Genomic DNA, 20,022 nt, shown 5'->3' with positions numbered 1-20,022 from the left:
GTCTGTATGGCAAGTTTCGTACACACGGTCGGCCACCTGGTCTACCGCTTCGACAGCCTCAAGGAAGTGATGGCCAAGGCCAGCCCCGCCCGCTCGGGGGACTACCTCGCGGGCGTGGCGGCCAGCAACGACGGCGAACGGGTCGCCGCGCAGATGGCCCTGGCCAATATCCCGCTGACCCATTTTCTCAACGAAGCGCTGATTCCCTACGAAGAGGATGAAGTGACGCGCCTGATCATCGACACTCACGATGCCCAGGCCTTCGCCCCGGTCAGCCACCTGACCGTGGGTGGCCTGCGCGACTGGCTGCTGAGCGAAGAGGCCGACGAGGCCAGCTTGCGCAGCCTGGCGCCCGGGCTGACGCCGGAAATGGCCGCAGCGGTATCGAAGATCATGCGCGTGCAGGACCTGGTGCTGGTGGCACAGAAGATCCGCGTGGTCACCCGGTTCCGCGGCACCATGGGCCTGCGCGGGCGCCTGTCGACCCGGCTGCAGCCCAACCACCCGACCGACGAGCCAGCCGGCATCGCCGCCAGCATTCTCGACGGCCTGCTGTACGGCAACGGCGATGCCATGATCGGCATCAACCCGGCCACCGACAGCATCGCCTCGATCTGCGCCCTGCTGGAAATGCTCGACGCCATCATCCAGCGCTACGACATCCCCACCCAGGCCTGCGTGCTGACCCACGTCACCACCTCGATCGAGGCGATCAACCGTGGTGTGCCACTGGACCTGGTGTTCCAGTCCATCGCCGGCACCGAGGCTGCCAACGCCGGGTTCGGCATCAACCTGAACGTGCTGCAGGAAGGCTACGAAGCGGGGCTTTCGCTGAAACGCGGCACCCTCGGGCAAAACCTGATGTACTTCGAAACCGGCCAGGGCAGCGCCCTGTCGGCCAACGCCCACCACGGCGTCGACCAGCAAACCTGTGAAACCCGCGCCTATGCCGTGGCCCGCCACTTCAAGCCGTTTCTGGTCAACACCGTGGTCGGTTTCATCGGCCCGGAGTACCTGTACAACGGCAAACAGATCATCCGCGCCGGCCTCGAAGACCACTTCTGCGGCAAGCTGCTAGGCGTGCCGATGGGTTGCGACATCTGCTACACCAACCACGCCGAAGCCGACCAGGACGACATGGACACCCTGCTGACCCTGCTGGGCGTGGCCGGGATCAACTTCATCATGGGCATCCCCGGTTCCGACGACATCATGCTCAACTACCAGACCACCTCCTTCCACGACGCGCTGTACGCACGCCAGACCCTGGGCCTGAAGCCCGGGCCGGAATTCGAGGCATGGCTGGCCCGCACCGGCATCTTCACCCAGGCCGATGGCCGGGTGCGCTTTGGTGACAACCTGCCGCCGGCCTTCCGCCAGGCCTTGGCACAGCTTGCATAGGGATGACCATGGACCACCGCACGCCTACCCCCGACAACCCTTGGCTGGCCCTGCGCAACCTGACCCCGGCACGCATCGCCCTGGGCCGCACCGGCACCAGCCTTCCGACCGGGGCGCAATTGGACTTCCAGTTCGCCCATGCCCAGGCCCGCGATGCCGTGCACCTGGCCTTCGACCATGCGGGCCTGGCTACCCAGCTGAGTGACCGCGGGCGCGAAAGCCTGGTGTTGCACAGCGCCGCCAGCGACCGCAACCAGTACCTGCAACGCCCGGACCTGGGGCGACGGCTGAACGAAGATTCGGTTGCTGCGCTGCGCCAGCACGCCCAAGCCAACCCCGGCGGAGTCGACCTGGCCATCGTCGTCGCTGATGGCCTCTCGGCACTGGCCGTGCACCGTCACACCCTGCCCTTCCTGGCGCGCTTCGAGGAACAGGCCGCCGCCGACGGCTGGACCAGCGCCCCGGTGGTGCTGGTGCAGCAGGGCCGCGTGGCAGTGGCCGACGAGGTCGGTGAACTGCTGGGTGCACGGATGACAGTGATGCTGATCGGCGAACGCCCGGGGCTCAGTTCGCCCGACAGCCTTGGCCTGTATTTCACCTATGCACCGAAGGTCGGCCTGACCGATGCCTATCGCAACTGCATTTCCAATATCCGCCTGGAGGGGCTGAGCTATGGCATGGCGGCGCACCGCTTGCTGTACTTGATGCGCGAAGCCTGCCGGCGCCAGCTTTCCGGGGTGAATCTGAAGGACGAAGCCGAGGTCCATAGCCTGGAGAGTGAACACAGCACCGGCCAGAAAGGTAACTTCCTGCTCGGCAAAGGGTAAAAAACATGTCACGGAAGGCGGATTGCACTCGCATCGCGCATTGGGCAGCATGCCCTTGAAAGCTGCAGGCAATCCGCTGTTTCCCCCTAATGGACTCTGAGGGCCGCACATGCGCATCATCAAGGCAACCCTGGAACACCTCGACCTGCTTACGCCGATGTTCGTCAAATACCGTGAGTTCTATGGGCAGCTACCCTACCCCGACAGCTCGCGCAGCTTCCTGGAAAAGCGCCTGAAGCGGGATGAGTCGGTGATCTACCTGGCGCTACCCGATGATGATGACGGCAAACTGCTGGGCTTCTGCCAGCTGTACCCGAGTTACTCGTCGCTGTCGCTGAAGCGGGTCTGGATTCTCAACGATATCTACGTGGCCGAGGACTCGCGGCGCATGCTGGTGGCCGACCACCTGATGCGCGAGGCGAAGAAAATGGCCAAGGAAACCAACGCCGTGCGCATGCGGGTATCGACCAGCGCGGACAATGAAGTAGCGCACAAGACTTACGAATCCATCGGGTTTCGTGAGGATAACGAGTTCAAGAGCTACATCCTGCCGATCAGCCAGGATTGACCGTTCCGACCTCTTCGCGGGTAAACCCGCTCCCACAGTGATAGCAACGTATCTGAAATCGGTGCTGTACCTGTGGGAGCGGGTTCACCCGCGAAGAGGCCGGTACAGGAATCCCCCTCCCGTAACCCCCCGCTACAAACTCCCCGGGCATGTTCCTGACTTAGCCGTATAATGGCCCACCTGTCATGTGTGAAAATTTACCCATCGCCAGGTAACCGAGCCTACGCCCAAGAACACAGGTGCTGTACATGGATTTCAACCCGCTGGACCTTATCCTGCATCTCGATGCCTACCTCGATCTGCTGGTCACCAACTACGGTCCCTGGATCTACGCCATCCTCTTCACCGTGATCTTCTGTGAAACCGGGCTGGTAGTCATGCCCTTCCTGCCCGGCGATTCGCTGCTGTTCATTGCCGGCGCCGTAGCCGCCGGTGGCGGTATGGACCCGTTGCTGCTGGCCGGCCTGCTGATGGCCGCCGCGATCCTCGGCGACAGCACCAACTACGTGATCGGCCGCACGGCCGGCGAGCGGTTGTTCAACAACCCCAACTCGAAGATCTTCCGTCGCGACTACCTGCAACGTACCCACGACTTCTATGAACGCCACGGCGGCAAGACCGTGACCATGGCGCGCTTCCTGCCCATCCTGCGCACCTTTGCGCCCTTCGTCGCCGGCATCGCCCACATGCACTACCCGCGCTTCCTCGGCTTCAGCGTCGCCGGTTCGCTGCTGTGGGTCGGCGGCCTGGTGACCCTGGGTTACTTCTTCGGCAACGTGCCATTCATCAAGCAGCACCTGTCGCTGATGGTGGTAGGCATCATCATCCTGTCGCTGGTGCCGATGATCCTCGGCCTGCTGCGTGGCCGCCTGGGCCGCACGGCCAAGGCGCACTGAAACCTGCCGATGTGGTCGTTCAGCGCCTGGCGGCGCAAGCGCACCCTGGCGCGCTACCCTATCGCCCCCCAGCAATGGCAGGCCGTGCGCGAGCGCCTGCCGATGCTGGACGGCATCACCGACGAAGAGGACCGCTGGCTGCGTGAAGCCTGCATCCTGTTCCTGCTCGACAAGCACCTCACCTGCCTGCCCGGCGTCGACCCGGACGACGAGCAGCGCCTGGTGCTGGCCGCCCAGGCGCAGTTGCCGCTGCTGCACCTGGGCGAGCTGAACTGGTACCAGGGTTTCCACGAAATCATCCTCTACCCCGACGACTTCAAGAGCCCCCAGCGCCACCGCGATGCCAGTGGCGTGGAGCACGTATGGGACGGCGAGCACAGCGGCGAGGCCTGGCAGCAGGGCCCAATCATCCTTGCCTGGAACGGCGTGCTGGCCAGTGGCGGCTGGGAAGCCTACAACCTGGTCATTCATGAACTGGCGCACAAGCTCGACATGCTCAATGGTGACGCCAACGGCCTGCCACCGCTGCACAGCGGCATGCCTGTGGATGAATGGGCAACCGCCATGCAACAGGCCTATGACGACCTCAACCGCCAGCTTGACGCCAACCCCGACGCCGAAACCGCCATCGACCCGTATGCCGCGGAAAACCCCGCGGAGTTCTTTGCCGTAACCAGCGAGTACTTCTTTAGTGCTCCCGACCTGCTGCAACAGGCTTATCCACAGGTCTACCGCCAGTTGTCGCTGTTCTACCGCCAGGACCCGCTGGCGCGCCTGTGCCGGCTGCAGGCCGAACACCCGCAATACCGCGAAAGCCACGCCTGACGGGGCCGCACATCAGGCCAGGCGTGGCATGCCCATGCAGAATGTGCCTATAATCGCCGCCACTTTTTTGGTCAAACACGGGGGCACTGCCCAATGAGCTACAGCAAGATTCCGGCGGGCAAAGACCTGCCGAACGACATCTACGTCGCCATCGAGATCCCGGCCAACCACGCGCCGATCAAATACGAGATCGACAAGGACAGCGATACCCTGTTCGTCGACCGTTTCATGGCTACCCCGATGTTCTACCCAGCCAACTACGGCTTCATCCCGAACACCCTGGCCGATGACGGTGATCCGCTGGACGTGCTGGTCGTTACCCCTTACCCGGTAGCCCCAGGTTCGGTTATCCGCGCCCGTCCGGTCGGCGTACTGAACATGACCGACGACGGCGGCGGCGACGCCAAGGTCATCGCTGTTCCTCACGACAAGCTGTCGCAGCTGTACGTCGACGTGAAGGAATACACCGACCTGCCAGCCCTGCTGATCCAGCAGATCGAGCACTTCTTTGCCAACTACAAAGATCTCGAGAAGGGCAAGTGGGTCAAGATCGAAGGCTGGGAAGGCGCTGATGCCGCCCGTGCCGCGATCACCAAATCGGTTGCCGCCTACAAGGGCTGATACCGGTTGCATGAAGAACCCCGCCTTGGCGGGGTTTTTTTATGCCTGATGGATGGTCGGCCGCTGTCATGATCCGGTGTAGGAGCGGCCTTGTGTCGCGATCGGGCGCGCAGCGGCCGCAAAAACGGTACATGCGATCTTTCAGGTACATCGTGCGGGATGGTTTGGGGCCGCTTCGCGCCCCATCGCGACACAAGGCCGCTCCTACAGCTACCGCGCCAAGGCCTGGCACGGTAAAAACTCCTACACAGTCCTACTCCACTGCCCTACAAACGGGCGCTTTTCACACAACGCCCGTCAACATCCGGTTCATTTCCTAGCTGGCACACCGCCGCTACACTCGCCGCCATGAACACATCCGGCGACCGACTCAAAGCCCTCCTCCACGAATGTGGGCTGACCCCTTCCGATTTCGCCGCCCAGCGCGGCGTTACTCCCCAGCACGTCAACAACTGGTTCAAGCGCGGCGTACCCCTGGCCCGGCTGGACGAAATGGCCGACTTGTTCTGCGTGCATCGCCGCTGGTTGCGCACCGGCGAAGGGCCCAAACACCACAGCCCGATCCTGCGCAACAGCCCGCTAGGGCCGCCACCCGCCAACCCACACACGCAGCTGTCGGCGCAAGGCGGCCGGGCACGCAAGGTGCCCTTTTACGAAATGCACAACGGCCTACTGTCGCCCGTGGTCGGCAAACACCTGTGTCTGCCAGCAAAATCCCTGAAAGGGTTGGGTGTGCAGGCCTGTAACGCCATATGCCTGGCAATGCCCGCCAGCAACATGACCCCGCTGATTCCGCTCCAGGCCATCCTCGCCGTCGACCTGGGCATGACCCAGGTGGTCGAGGGCGAAACCTATGCCCTGTTGCACAACGGCGTGCTCAGGGTGAACAACCTCAGCCTCGGCCAGCACGGCACGCTGTACCTGCACAGCCATGATCGGCGCAACTATGCGGTCGAACGTTACACCGCCGCCCAGCGCCAGACACAAGGGCTGGAAATTCTCGGCTGGGTGTTCCACTGGTCACATTTCCGCCAGCAACGGCCTGGCTGAAACAACCTGTGCCATTTTTTGCTGGGCATCCTGCGCGCGCCCTTGTATGCTACGCCGCACATTCAGCCCCGGCCGGCGCAAGCCGCGTTCCAGAGGGCTCGGCGATATCCCACACGGGCATCTGCCATCTCTTTCAGGCCCTTGATGGCCACACAGTTAAGGCGATTGCGGCTTACCATAAATTAGTCGGAAGCGTCCCCGAGAAGCCGGCCACAAGCCGGCTTTTTAATGCCCGCCATTCTCATCCCCTGAAACTTTCTGCAGCCTTCCCATGGCCGGGAAATTGCCGCTGCGTGAGCGAAAAAAATCTCATTCGCCATTTATCTGACACAGATCTAACGCTCATCCGAAAATCGTCGGATAAATGACGCTTCGCGTGGAGCTTTCACCCTCCTGGATCTAGGCTCAAGCCATATGGAAGGAGGTGTAGTCCATGCGCAAATTATTGATTGGCTCGTCGATCCTGGCTTGTCTCGTGGTGTTGGGCGGCTGGTTGAGTCGACCGCAGCCGTTGCCGGTCAGGCTGCTGGAAGTTGAGCGGGGGCCGGTGGAGACGGTGGTGGCCAATACGCGCGCAGGTACGCTGAAGTCCTGTCGACGCTCGCACCTGTCCTTCAATGTCGGAGGTCAGGTTGCCGAGTTGCTGGTCAGCGAGGGCCAACGGGTCCAGCCGGATCAGGTGCTCATGCGCCTGCGGCAGGACGAGCAACAAGCCAGGCTACAGGAGGCCGAGGCGCGGCTGGAGGCCCAGCGCAACACCCGCGAACAGCGCTGCCAGCAAGCTCTTCTGGACCGGCGCGACCTTGATCGCCTGGGCCAGTTGGCCGACCGCAAGTTGATTGCCGCCGATCGCCTCGATCAGGCCACGACCAAGGCCAACCTGGCGAAGCTGATGTGCAGTGCCAGTGCCGTGCTGATCCGCGAGGCCGACGCCAGCCTGCAGTTGCAGCGTTCGCTGCTGGAACAGACAACCCTGCGTGCTCCATTTGCCGGCATCGTCGCAGAAATCAACGGCGAGCTCGGCGAGTTCGTTACCCCTTCGCCGCCGGGTATTCCCACGCCGCCAGCAGTCGACCTGATCGACGACAGCTGCCTGTATGTAGAGGCACCGATCGATGAGGTGGACGCTGCCCGCGTTCACCCCGGCACAGCCGTACGGATCAGCCTGGATGCCTTCCGTGGCCAGCATTTCACCGGGCGCGTCAGCCGCATCGCGCCCTATGTGCGCGAACTGGAGAAGCAGGCGCGCACCGTCGATGTCGAGGTGCGCTTCGACAAGCCGCCAGCAGACCTGGCCCTGCTGACCGGCTATAGCGCCGATGTCGAGATCCTTCTGGAGCAGCATGCAGGTGCCTTGCGCATCCCCACCGAGACCCTGCTGGAGGGGCAGCGTGTGCTGCGTTATGACCCGAGCGCCCGAGTGTTGCGCGAGGTGCAGGTGCAAACCGGGCTGAGCAACTGGCGCTGGACCGAGGTGCTCGCAGGGCTGGACGAGGACGCACGCATAGTCGCCAGCCACGAGCAGGAAGGGCTGAAGGATACCGTGGCGGTGATCCCGGTGGATGCTGCGGAGACCGAGAAATGATCTGCCTGCGCGGCGGCAGCCGCAGCTTCCAGCTGGGCGAACAGCAGGTGATGGGCCTGGACGGCCTGGACCTGGACATCGCCGCTGGCGACTACATGGCGGTGATGGGCCCGTCGGGCTCGGGCAAGTCGACCTTGCTGAACATCCTCGGCCTGCTCGACGCGCCGAGCGCCGGCGAATACTGGCTGCAAGGCGAGGCCACGGCGGCGCTGAGCGAGGCGCGCCGCGCCCAGTTGCGCAGCCGGCTGATAGGTTTCGTGTTCCAGTCCTACCACCTGATCGCACGGCTGACGGTGCTGGAAAACATCGAGCTGCCGATGGTCCTCGCCGGCATCGGTGCGGCACAACGGCACAAGCGCAGCAGCCAGTTGGTGGCGCGCCTGGGGCTGGGCGAGCGCATTGCCCATCGCCCGGCCGAGCTGTCCGGTGGCCAGCGCCAGCGCGTCGCGATCGCCCGGGCGATGGCCATGCAACCGGCGCTGCTGTTGGCCGACGAGCCCACCGGCAATCTCGATAGCCAGGCCGGCGCAGAGGTCTTCAGCCTGCTGGAAGAGCTCAACGGCGAGGGCCTGACCCTGATAGTGGTGACCCACGACGCCAGCCTGGGCGCCCGCGCACAGCGCCAGCTACACATGCGTGACGGGCGCATCCACAGTATTGCGCCGCAGCGGGCGCTGGCCTGATGCGCGCTGCCGATGCCCTGGGCTTCTGGCTCGGCGCCTTGCGTGGGCATCGCTCGCGCAGCCTGATGCTACTGCTGGCCATCGCCATCGGGGTGGTCGCGGTCAACCTTCTCACCGGCCTCGGCGCGGGGGCACGGGCCTTCGTTCTGAACGAGTTCTCGCTGCTCGGGCGCGACATACTCATTGTTTTTCCGGGGCGCAAGGAAACCACGGGGCGAATGCCGCCGCTCACCGGGCTGACACCGCACGAGTTGACCTTGCAGGATGTCCAGGCCATCACCCGGTTGCCGGGCATTCGCCGGGTCGCGCCGCAGCAGGCCGGGCAGCTGGAGGTGATAGTCGGCAACCGCAACCGTGAGGTGCTGGCCCTGGGCACCACCCGGGACTTCTTCGCCATTCGTCAACTGACGGTCGTCCAGGGCCAACCCCTGCCGACGCTGGACCCGGGGCAGGCCGAAGCGGTCTGTGTGATCGGCGGCAAACTCCGACGTGAACTGTTCGGGGCTCGCCCGGCCTTGGGTGAATGGTTGCGCGCCGGTGACCGACGCTTCCGGGTGGTTGGCATTCTCGGTGAGCGGGGCGAATCGCTGGGGATGGATTTTGCCGAAATGGTGATCATCCCGGTGGCCAGTGCCCAGGCCTTGTTCAATAGCGAAGGGCTGTCGCGGGTGTTTGTCGAGGTGCATGGACCGAGCTTTCTCGACCGTAGCAAGCGGCTGATACTCGCCGCGCTCAAGGAGCGCCACGAGGGTGAGGAGGACGTTACCCTGGTCAGCCAGGACAGCCTGCTCAGCGCCTTCGATCAGATACTCGCGGTGCTGACCCTGGCGGTGGCCGGCATCGCCGCGATCAGCCTGCTGGTGGCTGGCATCCTGATCATGAACGTGACCTGGATTGCAGTGAGCCAGCGCAGCGCCGAGATCGGCCTGCTCAAAGCCATAGGCGTGACGGCGGCGCAACTGCGCCTGCTATTCCTTGGCGAGGCAGCGCTGCTGGCCCTGACAGGGGCGCTGGCAGGGCTGCTGCTGGCCGAAACCTTGCTCTGGTTGGGGCGCCTGGCGTTCGATCTGCCGCTCTATGCCCCCTGGTGGGCGCGGGCGGGTGCCGTGCTGCTGGCACTCGGCACGGCGCTGCTGTTCGCCTGGCTGCCGGCCGCTCGGGCCTCGGCACTGGAGCCGGTGGCAGCGCTACGCCCACCGGGGGCGCACTGATGCGCTGGCAAGATGGTTTGCGGCTGACCAGCTCGGCACTGACCTGCCGCCCGCTGCGCAGCCTGCTGACCCTGCTCGGGGTAGCGATCGGCATAGCCGCCGTGGCGCTGCTCACGGCCATAGGCGAAGGCGTGCGCGGCTATGTGCTGGAGAACTTCTCGCAGTTTGGTACACGGATCATCACCGTGCGCCCGGGCAAGACCCAGACCAGCGGCCTCGGCGGCCTGCTTGGCAGCGTGCGGCCACTGACCATCAGTGACACCGACGTCCTGCGACGCTTGCCGCATGTCGAGGCGGCGGTGCCGATCATTCAGGGCAGCGGGAATATCCGGTTCGGTCAACTGAGCCGACGCAGCGACATTCTTGGTGGCGGCCATCAGATGGCGCAGGCCTGGCGCATGCAACTGAGCCTGGGCGAGTTCCTGCCCCCGGCGCGTGACGGCCTTTCGCCGCCCTATGTGGTGCTCGGCCATCAGTTACGTACCGAGCTGTTCGGGGCGCGCAACCCGCTGGGTGAGCTGATCCGTGTCGGCGGTGTGCGCTTCCGGGTGATCGGCGTGATGGCGGAGAAAGGCCAGTTGCTCGGTTTCAACCTCGACGATGTCGCCTACATCCCGGTGGACTGGGCGCAAAGCCTGTTCAACCGCACCGGGGTGGTCAAAGCCCATGTGGTGTTTGGCGCAGGTACCACTTCACGGGCGTTGAGCCGGCAGATTCGCGAGGTGCTCGGTGAACGACACGGCGTTGAGGACTTCAGCCTGACCACCCAGGACGACATGCTGCGCAGCTTCAACCGCGTTCTCGGCACCCTGAGCCTGGCCATTGGTGCCTTGGGGGGCATTTCGCTGCTGGTCGGTGCCGTCGGCATTCTCACCATCATGACGACCACTGTGGGCGAGCGCACGGCAGAAATCGGCCTGTTGCGGGCGATTGGCGCCAGCCCGCGACAGGTACTTGGGTTGTTTCTGGCTGAAGCGACGCTGCTGTCCCTGGCCGGTGGCCTGCTTGGCCTGCTGTTGATGGGCCTGCTGCTGGGGCTACTGCACCTGGCCATGCCGAGCCTGCCCTTGGCGCTGCAGCCGCTGTTTCTGCTGCTGGCGCTGCTGCTGGCGGCGGTACTCGGCATTCTCGCCGGCCTGGCCCCGGCCGTGCGGGCGGCCCGCTTGCATCCGGTGGCGGCGCTGCGCATCGAGTAGCGGCCAGGCCAAAGAGCCCCTTGATGGGGCTGCTTTGCAGCCCTTCGCGGCACGCCCGCTCCCACAGAGTACATAACCCAAAGATTCCGCAGGACCCTGTGGGAGCGGGTTTACCCGCGAACACCGGCAAAGCCGGTGCCATACACCGCGTCGCATTCTTCGCGGGTGAACCCGCTCCCACAGGGTGCGCGGCGCGCTTGCTGAATTCGACCCACCGCAAGCTGACAGAAAAGTAATCTGGACCTCAGCCAGCTGACAGGGCAGGTCCGCTAGCGTTAAGGCTGGGGCATTCAACCGCCTGAACACCAGCAACTTTTCGACTGACTGGACGCAACGGCATGCAAAGCAAAACCACCAGACGCTCCTTCGTCAAAGGCCTGGCCGCTACCGGACTGCTTGGCGGGCTGGGCATGTGGCGCGCGCCGGTCTGGGCCGTGACCAGCCCCGGCCAACCGAACGTGCTGAGCGGCACCGACTTCGACCTATACATCGGTGAGCTGCCGGTCAACATTACCGGCGCTGCGCGCACAGCGATGGCAATCAATGGCTCCATTCCCGGGCCCATCCTGCGCTGGCGCGAAGGCGACACCGTCACGCTGCGTGTGCGCAACCGCTTGCAGCAGGACACCTCCATCCACTGGCACGGCATCATCCTGCCGGCAAACATGGACGGCGTGCCGGGCCTGAGCTTCCATGGCATCGCGCCCGACGGCATGTACGAGTACAAGTTCAAGGTCCAGCAGAACGGCACCTACTGGTACCACAGCCACTCCGGTTTTCAGGAGCAGGTCGGGGTGTATGGTGCCTTGGTCATCGATGCGAAAGAGCCTGAGCCGTTCAGCTATGACCGCGATTACGTGGTCATGCTCAGCGACTGGACGGATGAAGACCCTGCACGGGTGCTGTCCAAGCTCAAGAAGCAGTCTGACTACTACAACTACCACAAGCGCACGGTCGGTGATTTCGTCAACGATGTGAGCGAGATGGGCTGGTCCGCCGCAGTAGCCGACCGCAAGATGTGGGCCGAGATGAAAATGAGCCCCACCGATCTCGCCGACGTGAGCGGCTACACCTACACCTACCTGATGAACGGCCAGGCCCCGGACAGTAACTGGACGGGGGTGTTCAAGCCGGGCGAGAAAATTCGTCTGCGCTTCATCAACGGCTCGGCAATGACCTATTTCGATGTGCGAATTCCCGGCCTGAAGATGACGGTTGTCGCGGCGGACGGGCAGCATGTCAAACCCGTTGCGGTCGACGAGTTCCGCATCGCTGTCGCCGAAACCTACGATGTCATCGTCGAGCCCGAAAGCGAGCAGGCTTACACTATCTTCGCTCAATCCATGGACCGCACCGGGTATTCCAGAGGCACCCTGGCCATTCGCGAAGGCTTGCAAGCCCCTGTTCCAGCGGTCGATCCACGGCCGATCATTTCCATGAGCGATATGGGCATGGACCATGGCGGCATGAGCGGCATGGACCACGGCAGCATGGCTGGCATGGATCACGGTGACATGGCAGGCATGGACCATGGCGACATGGCTGGCACCAGCGCGCCCATGCAGAGCCACCCAGCCTCCGAGACGAACAACCCCCTGGTCGACATGCAGACGATGACCCCGACGCCAAAACTGGGCGATCCGGGCATCGGCCTGCGTGACAACGGCCGCCGTGTACTGATCTATGCGGACCTGCGCAGCACCTTCCCGGACCCGGACGGCCGCGCGCCAGGTCGCACAATCGAACTGCACCTCACCGGCCACATGGAAAAGTTCGCCTGGTCGTTTGACGGCATCAAGTTTTCCGATGCCGAGCCACTGCGCCTCAAGTATGGCGAGCGCCTGCGCATCACCCTGGTCAACGACACCATGATGACTCACCCCATCCACCTGCATGGCATGTGGAGCGACCTGGAGGATGAGAACGGCAACTTCATGGTGCGCAAACACACCATCGACATGCCGCCTGGCTCGAAACGAAGCTATCGCGTCACGGCAGATGCCTTGGGGCGTTGGGCCTACCACTGCCACCTGCTGTTCCACATGGAAATGGGTATGTTCCGCGAAGTTCGTGTGGACGAATGAACTGGAGATCCGAGATGAACAAACCAATGAAACGAAGCGCGTTTTTCCTTTCTGCAGTAATGGCGGGCCTGTTCACCATTTATGCCCCGTCGTCGTGGTCCGGCGACAACAATCAGCAGCCTGCCGATGCCGAAAAAGCCAAGAGCACCCAAGGCATGGGCCATGGTGCGATGAAGGGCATGGATCACGGCTCGATGAAAGGTATGGACCATGACGCCATGAAGGGTATGGACCATGGCTCGATGCAAGGCATGGACCACGACAAGATGATGAAATCGCATGGCAGCGACAAAGCTAAGGCAGGGAAAGATGCTCAATAGCCTGGCACGACCATCGCTGCTGGCATTGTCCGTTTCGCTCGGCGTGCTGGGTGCTACGCCCAGCTTCGCCGCTGAAGAAATGGACCACTCGATGATGGACCACGGCAAGATGAATCATGGCAGCATGCAGGGCATGGAACATGGAGCCATGGATCATGGAGCTATGGACCATGGCGCTATGGATCACTCGACAATGAACCACGGTTCGGCGGATACGCCGACGACCAGCCGTACCCCGATCCCGGTGCTGACCGATGCCGACCGCCAGGCGGCCTTCCCCCCGCTGGGCGGGCATCACGTGCATGACAGCGCGATCAACAGCTTCTTCCTGCTGGATCAGCTCGAGTACCAGGATGCCGACGAAGGCAGCACGCTGGCCTGGGACGCCTCTGGCTGGATAGGCGGCGATATCAACCGGCTGTGGATCCGCTCCGAAGGCGAACGTACCAACGGTGTCACCGAGGATGCCGAATTGCAGTTGCTGTACGGTCGCTCGATCAGCCCGTGGTGGGATGTGGTTGCCGGGGTGCGCCAGGACTTCAAGCCTGAATCGCCACAGACCTGGGCGGCGTTCGGTATCCAGGGCATGGCGCTTTACGACTTCGAAGCCGAGGCTACCGCGTTCATTGGCGAAAACGGCCAAACTGCCGCCCGCCTGGAAGGCGACTACGACATTCTGCTGACCAACCGCCTGATCCTGCAGCCGACCGCTGAAGCCAATTTCTATGGCAAGAACGACCCTGAGCGCGGCGTGGGCTCGGGCCTTGCGAACACCGAAGTCGGGCTGCGCCTGCGCTTCGAAATTGTCCGCCAGTTCGCCCCCTACATCGGCATCACCTGGAACCGCTCTTACGGCAAAACCGCCGATTTCATCCGCGACGAGGGTGGTGATGTGGATGAAGCGCGTTTCGTTGCCGGTATCCGCATGTGGTTTTGAGAACCAGACATGAAAAGAACAATAACAACGCTTGTTGCAGCAGGCGCAGTGGCCAGCGTGGCCGTGCTTGGCGCTGCATACTCCGGCCTGGTCAACGTCGGCGCCGATGATCCTCATTTCCCCGCCGTGCATGCCTTTCTGGCCATGGCACGGGACCGCTCGATCGCCGTGCGGGCCAGGGACATCGAGGTGCCAGACCTGAAAGATGAAGCGCTGATTCGTACCGGCGCCGGTAACTACAACGCCATGTGCATCGGTTGCCACCTTGCCCCTGGCGTCGAGAAGACCGAGCTCAGCCAGGCGCTGTATCCATCGCCCCCCAACCTGACCAAAAGCGGGATCGGTGGCGACCCCGCTGCGGCGTTCTGGATCATCAAGCACGGCATCAAGGCCTCTGGCATGCCGGCCTGGGGCAAGAGCATGGGCGATGAGTACATCTGGGGCATCGTCGCTTTCCTGGATCAGCTACCCCAGTTGAACGCCCAGCAGTACCAAACGATGGTCGCGGCCAGTGGCGGCCACCAGCATGGGGGTGGCGAAAGTGAAATGCATGACCATGAAGGCCAGCATGGCGACAATATGCCTGGTCACCAGGGTGAGCAACCCTCGGGCGCAGGCCAGCATGATGGGGGGCATTCAAAGGCGCATACTCATCGCGATGGCAAGCAGCACATGCATAAAGACTGAAGGCAGGGTACGTGTATGCCGACAGGTTTGCAGCGCCTATGAGACCGAGCGCCGCCCGCGCGGCGCTCGGTCTCATAGGCGCTGAAATTGCTAAGGCGAACACCGGAACAGTGGGTGGGTGCCGTTTTCGCCTTGGTAGAAGGTGGTTTTGCCGACGGTGAATTGGGTGTCTTCTGAGGTCATTGTTCAATCCCCTGATAGTTCTCGACTCTCCGGGCCGGCCTTTTCGCGGGCTCGCCCGCTCCCACAGGTCCTGTGCAAGCCTTGAGACCTGTGGAGATCCTGTGGGAGCGGGCATGCCCGCGAAGAGGCCAGCCCAGACAACACATCACTAATGCCTGGATCAAGGTGTCTTCAAGGGAATGGGTAGCGTGGGGCGGATCGGGGACAATTTTTAGCATAGTGACATTCTCTGTAGGTTGATCAGAGACCGGCACTCATGACTTGCAGTGTGATGGGTGGCGGCCACGTACGGGTCTGCAAGACCGGACAGAGAACGAAACCGGCAGGTTCGAAAACCTCCCGTACGCAGCCACCATCAAGCGCGCGCAATGGCATGCCATTGGCTATCGGTGATCGGTAATCGTTCTCTGAGCGGGCTTGCAGGCCCGGTCGCTGATTTGGCAACGACAGGGCCACACTAGGCCGCCAGGAACACCACCGCAATGGCGCAAAGGCGCTAGGAAGCTATTTCAGAAATGGCCTACGCGCAACGGGAAAAATCTGATTATCAGAAGTCATACCGCGCCCCAACCATCATGCTCCGCGACGGCCCGTAGAAGTTGAACGTCGAGGTCGACCCCACCCGCGACAGGTAGTCCCGGTCGAACAGGTTGTTGACGTTGAAGGTGGCCGTCAGCTTCGAGGTAACCGGATACGACAGCATTGCATCCACGGTCGCATAGCCTGGCGCGTCGATGCGCACACCGCCGTTCTCGGAATAGAAGTTGCTCATCGCCGAGATACCGCCACCAATGGCCAGGCCGTTCAGCAGCCCTTGACTGATGGTGTACTTGCTCCACAGCGATGCCTGGTTGCGCGGCATGATGAAGAAGGTGGTTTCGGCATCGCCCTTGAGGGTTTCGGTTTCCATCCAGGTGTAGCCGGCCAGCACTTCCCAGTTCGGCGTCAGCTTGCCGCTCACTTCCACTTCGGCACCTTTCACACGGGTCTTGCCGGATGCAACAGAGTCAGTGGTAGCCACACCGTCGGCGTCATACACGGTGGTCGCGCGGTTCTTGTCCGTCAGGCGGAACACCGAGAAGCGCGTATTCAGGTCGCCGCCGAAGTAGCTGCTCTTGAGGCCGAACTCGTACTGCTCGCCCTCACGCGGTTTAAGTACCCGGCCATTGCTGTCGGTGTCGGACTGCGGCTTGAACACCTGCGAATAGCTGGCGTACAGCGCATGGTTCTCGGTCAGGTCGTAGACCAGGCCGCCATACGGGGTGAAGTGGCCATCCACGCGCTTGCTGTCGTTGGTGGTGGCGCCGCTGCTGAGAGTAGTGGTGTAGAAATCACCGCGATACCAGCTGAAGCGGCCCCCGGCGATAAGCGCCAGACGCTCGACAGGGCGGAAGGTGACCTTGGAGTACAAGCCGTATTCCTCTTCCTGCATACCGGTCTCGGTGCTGTAGTTGGGCGATGGCTTGGCGAACTGCTTCGGCGAGTACGTATTGACGTTAATGGCGCCCAGGTTGGTTGTGCCATTGAGGTACTCGGTGTCGTAGTTCTTGTAGTCGCTGCCGACCACGAATTCGCTGACCTGGCCGAAGGTTTCGAACGGCTGGCTGTAGCTGGCGTCCAGCGAGTAGGTATCCTGGGTGAAATCGCGGGCGCTGGCGCGCTCGGAGTTCGCGCCAGTGGTGGCGTTAGTCGCGGTGAAGGCATACAGGTAATTGGTGTCGCGATGCGAACCACGTGCTGCGACACGGCCATAGCCGCCGTTGTCGAAGCGGTGGGTCAGCTCGGCGACCAGGTCGGTGGTCTTGCCATCGAAGTAATTCCAGTCAGCCCCCAGGAACTTCGAATGGCTGAAGTCGGGCACTTCGCCGGACAGCGTTGCAGGATAGCCATTGTGCGGGGTGATGTTCTTCACTTCATGAATCAGGCCGAACGAGAGAGTAGTGGCGTCGTCCAGGTCGACGTCCAGCGCACCGTAATAGCTGTTGCTGGTGTTGGCGTTGTAGTCGACCTCGCCATTGGTGTCATCACGCGAGGCGATGAAGCGTCCGCGCACGCGGCCGGCATCATCCAGCGGCCCGCTCAGGTCGATTTCTTCGTGGTTGGTATCCCAGGTGCCATAGCTGCCTTCGACGTGCCCCTGGAACTCGGCGGTCGGGCGTTTGCGCACCATGTTGACGATGCCGCCCAGTTCGCTGGTACTGCTGAACAACCCGGCCGGGCCACGCATGATCTCGACACGGTCGAATGCCGCCAGCGACGGTACTGTACCGAAGATGCTGGCCATGGGCGCCGGCAGGCCGTCGATATTGAACTCGCTGTACTCGTAGCCACGGGCGTAGATCGACGATCGGCCACTATCGTTGGTCAGGGTTCGCAGGCCGGCGGTGTACTTGGCCAGGTCATCGAGGTGCACGAACCGGCGGTCCTTGACGTAGTCCTGGGTGTAGACGGTGATCGATTGCGGAATGTCCTTGAGCGCTGCGGGGGTCTTGGTGCCCACGGTGGCGGCGTCCACGCTGTAGCCGCCGGTTTCTTCCGACGGCAGCATGTCGTACAGGCGGTTGCCTTCGATGGTCAATGCCGGCAAGTCAAGCGCGCTGTCCTCGGCAGACGCCTGGGTCGCTACCGTTTCGGCCAGTGCCGACAACGAAAACGGCGCCAGCATCCCCAGCACCAGCCAGCTCCGAACCCGTCGCGAGTCCCCCGAACTTTTGAAACTGCTCATGACGCCCTTTCCCCAAATGGTAGTAATTCGCAAACGAAACAAGTTGCTTTTTGCGAACGATACCGAAGGGAAATCGGGGGTGCAGCAGGATTAACCTTCTTAACACATCCAGGCGTTGCTCTCGCCCTGCCGGCAATGGGATGATTCGTAACTGATACGAATTCTCATTCAAGGCTCGCTGTGCCCACCTCACTTCTCCTCACCGAAGACGACCCACGCCTGCGTCAGGACCTGGAACGCCATTTCCTCAACCGGGGTTTCCGGGTGCACGCATGCGCCACCGGCGCCCAGGCCCTGAATGCCATACAGCAATCACAGTTCGAGCTGGTGCTGCTGGATATCATGCTGCCGGGCATCGACGGCCTCAGCCTGCTCGACGAGTTGCGCCGGCAGCAGGCGGTGCCAGTCATGCTGATGTCGGCGCTGGGGGCCGAGCAGGATCGCATCAGTGGCTTTACCCGGGGCGCGGACGATTACTTGCCCAAGCCCTTCAGTCTGGCCGAGCTGGATGCCCGGGTCGATGCGTTGCTGCGGCGTGTGGCGTTCGATCGTGGTACGGCGCTGCATGCCGATGTTGGCGAGGTGATGCTCGACCAGGACCGCCAGGACGTTATCCACAACGGCAAGGCTGCCGGCCTCACCGCGTCCGAATTCCGCTTGCTGGCCACCCTGCGGGCTCATCCCGGCGAAGCCTTGAGCAAACCGTTTCTCTACCAGACCGTGCTGCACCGGGCCTACACCCGCCTGGACCGCGGCCTGGATGTGCATGTATGCAACCTGCGCCGCAAGCTGGCCGACATCGCTGCCCAGCACCTGCAGATCCAGGCCGTACGCGGCCAAGGGTACATCCTGGTCGACACGGAACAAGCCTGATGCGCCGTCATCCCTTGCTATGGAAGCTGGCCGTACTGCAGGTCGGCTTCTGCCTGTTGCTGACCTGGCTGATCTGGACCTGGGGCCTGTCGGTGGAGCGCAGTACCTACTTCCTGTCCCAAGCCGACCAGGACTACCTGGCGCGCTTTGCACAGCAAGCCGAACAGGCCTGGGAGCAAGGCGGCGCGGCGGGTGCCGAGGCCTGGCGCAGGCAACTGGAACAGGCCGAGGGCACTTGGGTGGCGCTGGTCGGGCCGCACCTGGAGAGCCTTGGCAGCACCCCACTGAGCGCTGAGGAAGCCAGCCACCTGACCTTCATGCGCAAGCTCGACTGGCCGATGAGCCGGCGCCTGCAGGATGAACTGCCCTACGTCAGCATCGAGTTCCCGCAGCACCCCGAGCACGGTCGCCTGGTAATGCAACTGCCCGAACACCTGTTGCCTACCGGCCTGACCCCATGGACCCATGTGAACACCCATGGCGTTGCCCCCACGCTGCTCGCCCTGCTGCTGGTTCTGGCGCTGTACCGCCACCTTGTGGTGCCACTGAACCGTCTGCGCGACCGTGCCGACGCCCTGCGTGCCGACGACCTCGACAGCCCGGCCCTGCCCCTGCAGGAGCGGCGCGATGAGCTTGGTGAACTGGCGCAGGCCTTCGAGCACATGGCCGGGCGCCTGCGCCAGAGCCTGGAGCAGCAGCGCCTGTTGCTGCGCACGCTGTCTCACGAACTGCGCACCCCGCTGGCGCGGCTGCGCATCGCCCATGACAGCAGCTTGCCGCCGGCCCAGTTGCGCGAGCGCCTGGACCGCGAGGTCGCCGACATGCAGAAGCTGCTGGAGGACACGCTGGACCTGGCCTGGATGGACACCGAACAGCCCAGCTTGCCGACCGAACCGGTGTTGATGGTTTCGGTGTGGGAGGCCTTGTGCCAGGACATCTGCTTCGAAAGCGGCTGGGACCGCGCCCGCCTGCCCTGCTCGCTCGGCACCGACTGCGTGGTGCAAGCCCACCTGGACAGCCTGGCCCAAGCCCTGGAAAACCTGATGCGCAATGCCATCCGCCACTCGCCGGCCGAGGGCCGGGTCAGCCTGGATGGCTGGCTGGAGGGCGACTGCTGGCACCTGCGCCTGATTGACCAGGGTCCTGGGGTGCCGCCCGCCGAGCTCGAACGCATTTTCAAGCCCTACCAGCGGCTGGCCGACAGCGGCGCGGGCTTCGGCCTGGGCCTGGCCATCGCCCGCCGCGCCATCGAACTGCAAGGCGGTCGCTTGTGGGCCAGCAACGGTCACCCGGGTCTGTGCCTGCACATGACCTTGCCGATGGGCCAGGACTGTTTAGAAAGTTAATGCG

Annotated in this window: 18 protein-coding genes and 1 pseudogene; 17 read left to right on the top strand and 2 right to left on the bottom strand. The window is 63.2% G+C overall.

The window, feature by feature from the left end; translation table 11 throughout:
* The first annotated feature begins 6 nt into the window (after window positions 1-6).
* The 15 genes from JV551A3_RS04245 (at window position 7) to JV551A3_RS04170 (ending at window position 14,891) form a co-directional block, all read left to right on the top strand.
* A complete protein-coding gene (locus JV551A3_RS04245; protein ID WP_085626115.1) occupies window positions 7-1,401 on the top strand; it encodes an ethanolamine ammonia-lyase subunit EutB in 1,395 nt (464 codons plus the stop codon).
* 8 nt (window positions 1,402-1,409) lie between these two features.
* The gene (gene eutC, locus JV551A3_RS04240; protein WP_025337548.1) at window positions 1,410-2,228 is read left to right on the top strand and encodes an ethanolamine ammonia-lyase subunit EutC; all 819 of its coding nucleotides are present in this window, start codon (window positions 1,410-1,412) and stop codon (window positions 2,226-2,228) included.
* A gap of 109 nt (window positions 2,229-2,337) precedes the next feature.
* The gene (locus tag JV551A3_RS04235; protein WP_003257044.1) at window positions 2,338-2,796 is read left to right on the top strand and encodes a GNAT family N-acetyltransferase; all 459 of its coding nucleotides are present in this window, start codon (window positions 2,338-2,340) and stop codon (window positions 2,794-2,796) included.
* A gap of 248 nt (window positions 2,797-3,044) precedes the next feature.
* A complete protein-coding gene (locus JV551A3_RS04230; RefSeq protein ID WP_025337547.1) occupies window positions 3,045-3,692 on the top strand; it encodes a DedA family protein in 648 nt (215 codons plus the stop codon).
* 9 nt (window positions 3,693-3,701) lie between these two features.
* Window positions 3,702-4,517, top strand: coding sequence for a M90 family metallopeptidase (locus JV551A3_RS04225; RefSeq protein WP_112254116.1), 816 nt, complete (start codon window positions 3,702-3,704; stop codon window positions 4,515-4,517).
* A gap of 93 nt (window positions 4,518-4,610) precedes the next feature.
* Window positions 4,611-5,138, top strand: coding sequence for an inorganic diphosphatase (ppa, locus tag JV551A3_RS04220; protein ID WP_003255365.1), 528 nt, complete (start codon window positions 4,611-4,613; stop codon window positions 5,136-5,138).
* A gap of 348 nt (window positions 5,139-5,486) precedes the next feature.
* Complete coding sequence (locus tag JV551A3_RS04215; RefSeq protein WP_133970083.1) at window positions 5,487-6,188, top strand: XRE family transcriptional regulator; 702 nt, start codon at window positions 5,487-5,489, stop codon at window positions 6,186-6,188.
* Window positions 6,189-6,621: 433 nt separating this feature from the next.
* Window positions 6,622-7,773 carry an efflux RND transporter periplasmic adaptor subunit gene (locus tag JV551A3_RS04210; RefSeq protein ID WP_133970082.1) on the top strand — a complete coding sequence of 384 codons (1,152 nt, stop codon included), beginning with the start codon at window positions 6,622-6,624 and terminating at the stop codon, window positions 7,771-7,773.
* Window positions 7,770-8,456, top strand: a complete 687-nt coding sequence (locus JV551A3_RS04205) for an ABC transporter ATP-binding protein (protein ID WP_133970081.1) — start codon at window positions 7,770-7,772, stop codon at window positions 8,454-8,456. The genes JV551A3_RS04210 and JV551A3_RS04205 overlap by 4 nt, the downstream gene beginning before the upstream one ends.
* The gene (locus tag JV551A3_RS04200) at window positions 8,456-9,667 is read left to right on the top strand and encodes an ABC transporter permease (RefSeq protein ID WP_133978360.1); all 1,212 of its coding nucleotides are present in this window, start codon (window positions 8,456-8,458) and stop codon (window positions 9,665-9,667) included. Before JV551A3_RS04205 ends, JV551A3_RS04200 begins: the two co-directional genes overlap by 1 nt.
* Window positions 9,667-10,863 (top strand): ABC transporter permease, encoded by a 1,197-nt coding sequence (locus JV551A3_RS04195; RefSeq protein WP_133970079.1) that lies wholly within the window; start codon window positions 9,667-9,669, stop codon window positions 10,861-10,863. The genes JV551A3_RS04200 and JV551A3_RS04195 overlap by 1 nt, the downstream gene beginning before the upstream one ends.
* Before the next feature lie 338 nt (window positions 10,864-11,201).
* On the top strand, window positions 11,202-12,947 hold the full coding sequence (locus tag JV551A3_RS04185) for a copper resistance system multicopper oxidase (RefSeq protein WP_133970077.1): 1,746 nt from the start codon (window positions 11,202-11,204) through the stop codon (window positions 12,945-12,947).
* Between the two features lie 14 nt (window positions 12,948-12,961).
* Window positions 12,962-13,267, top strand: a complete 306-nt coding sequence (locus JV551A3_RS04180) for a hypothetical protein (RefSeq protein ID WP_235874538.1) — start codon at window positions 12,962-12,964, stop codon at window positions 13,265-13,267.
* The gene (locus tag JV551A3_RS04175; RefSeq protein WP_133970075.1) at window positions 13,257-14,204 is read left to right on the top strand and encodes a copper resistance protein B; all 948 of its coding nucleotides are present in this window, start codon (window positions 13,257-13,259) and stop codon (window positions 14,202-14,204) included. Before JV551A3_RS04180 ends, JV551A3_RS04175 begins: the two co-directional genes overlap by 11 nt.
* Before the next feature lie 9 nt (window positions 14,205-14,213).
* The gene (locus JV551A3_RS04170; RefSeq protein ID WP_133970074.1) at window positions 14,214-14,891 is read left to right on the top strand and encodes a c-type cytochrome; all 678 of its coding nucleotides are present in this window, start codon (window positions 14,214-14,216) and stop codon (window positions 14,889-14,891) included.
* A 93-nt stretch (window positions 14,892-14,984) separates the two neighbouring features.
* Here JV551A3_RS04170 and JV551A3_RS31520 read toward each other — a convergent pair.
* Together JV551A3_RS31520 and JV551A3_RS04160 are read right to left on the bottom strand one after the other, a co-directional pair.
* Window positions 14,985-15,074: pseudogene (locus tag JV551A3_RS31520) on the bottom strand (DUF3077 domain-containing protein); the annotation flags it as partial.
* A gap of 547 nt (window positions 15,075-15,621) precedes the next feature.
* Window positions 15,622-17,799: a TonB-dependent siderophore receptor gene (locus JV551A3_RS04160; protein WP_133970072.1), complete on the bottom strand. Its 2,178-nt coding sequence runs from the start codon at window positions 17,797-17,799 to the stop codon at window positions 15,622-15,624.
* 180 nt (window positions 17,800-17,979) lie between these two features.
* Between JV551A3_RS04160 and JV551A3_RS04155 the strand changes: the two genes are divergently transcribed.
* Together JV551A3_RS04155 and JV551A3_RS04150 are read left to right on the top strand one after the other, a co-directional pair.
* Window positions 17,980-18,672, top strand: a complete 693-nt coding sequence (locus JV551A3_RS04155; protein ID WP_133970071.1) for a response regulator transcription factor — start codon at window positions 17,980-17,982, stop codon at window positions 18,670-18,672.
* On the top strand, window positions 18,672-20,018 hold the full coding sequence (locus JV551A3_RS04150; RefSeq protein ID WP_133970070.1) for a HAMP domain-containing sensor histidine kinase: 1,347 nt from the start codon (window positions 18,672-18,674) through the stop codon (window positions 20,016-20,018). The genes JV551A3_RS04155 and JV551A3_RS04150 overlap by 1 nt, the downstream gene beginning before the upstream one ends.
* Window positions 20,019-20,022 lie beyond the last annotated feature (4 nt).

The sequence above is a fragment of the Pseudomonas inefficax genome (assembly GCF_900277125.1).
GTDB classification, from domain to species: domain Bacteria; phylum Pseudomonadota; class Gammaproteobacteria; order Pseudomonadales; family Pseudomonadaceae; genus Aquipseudomonas; species Aquipseudomonas inefficax.
This window is presented reverse-complemented; position numbering and strand designations above follow the sequence as displayed.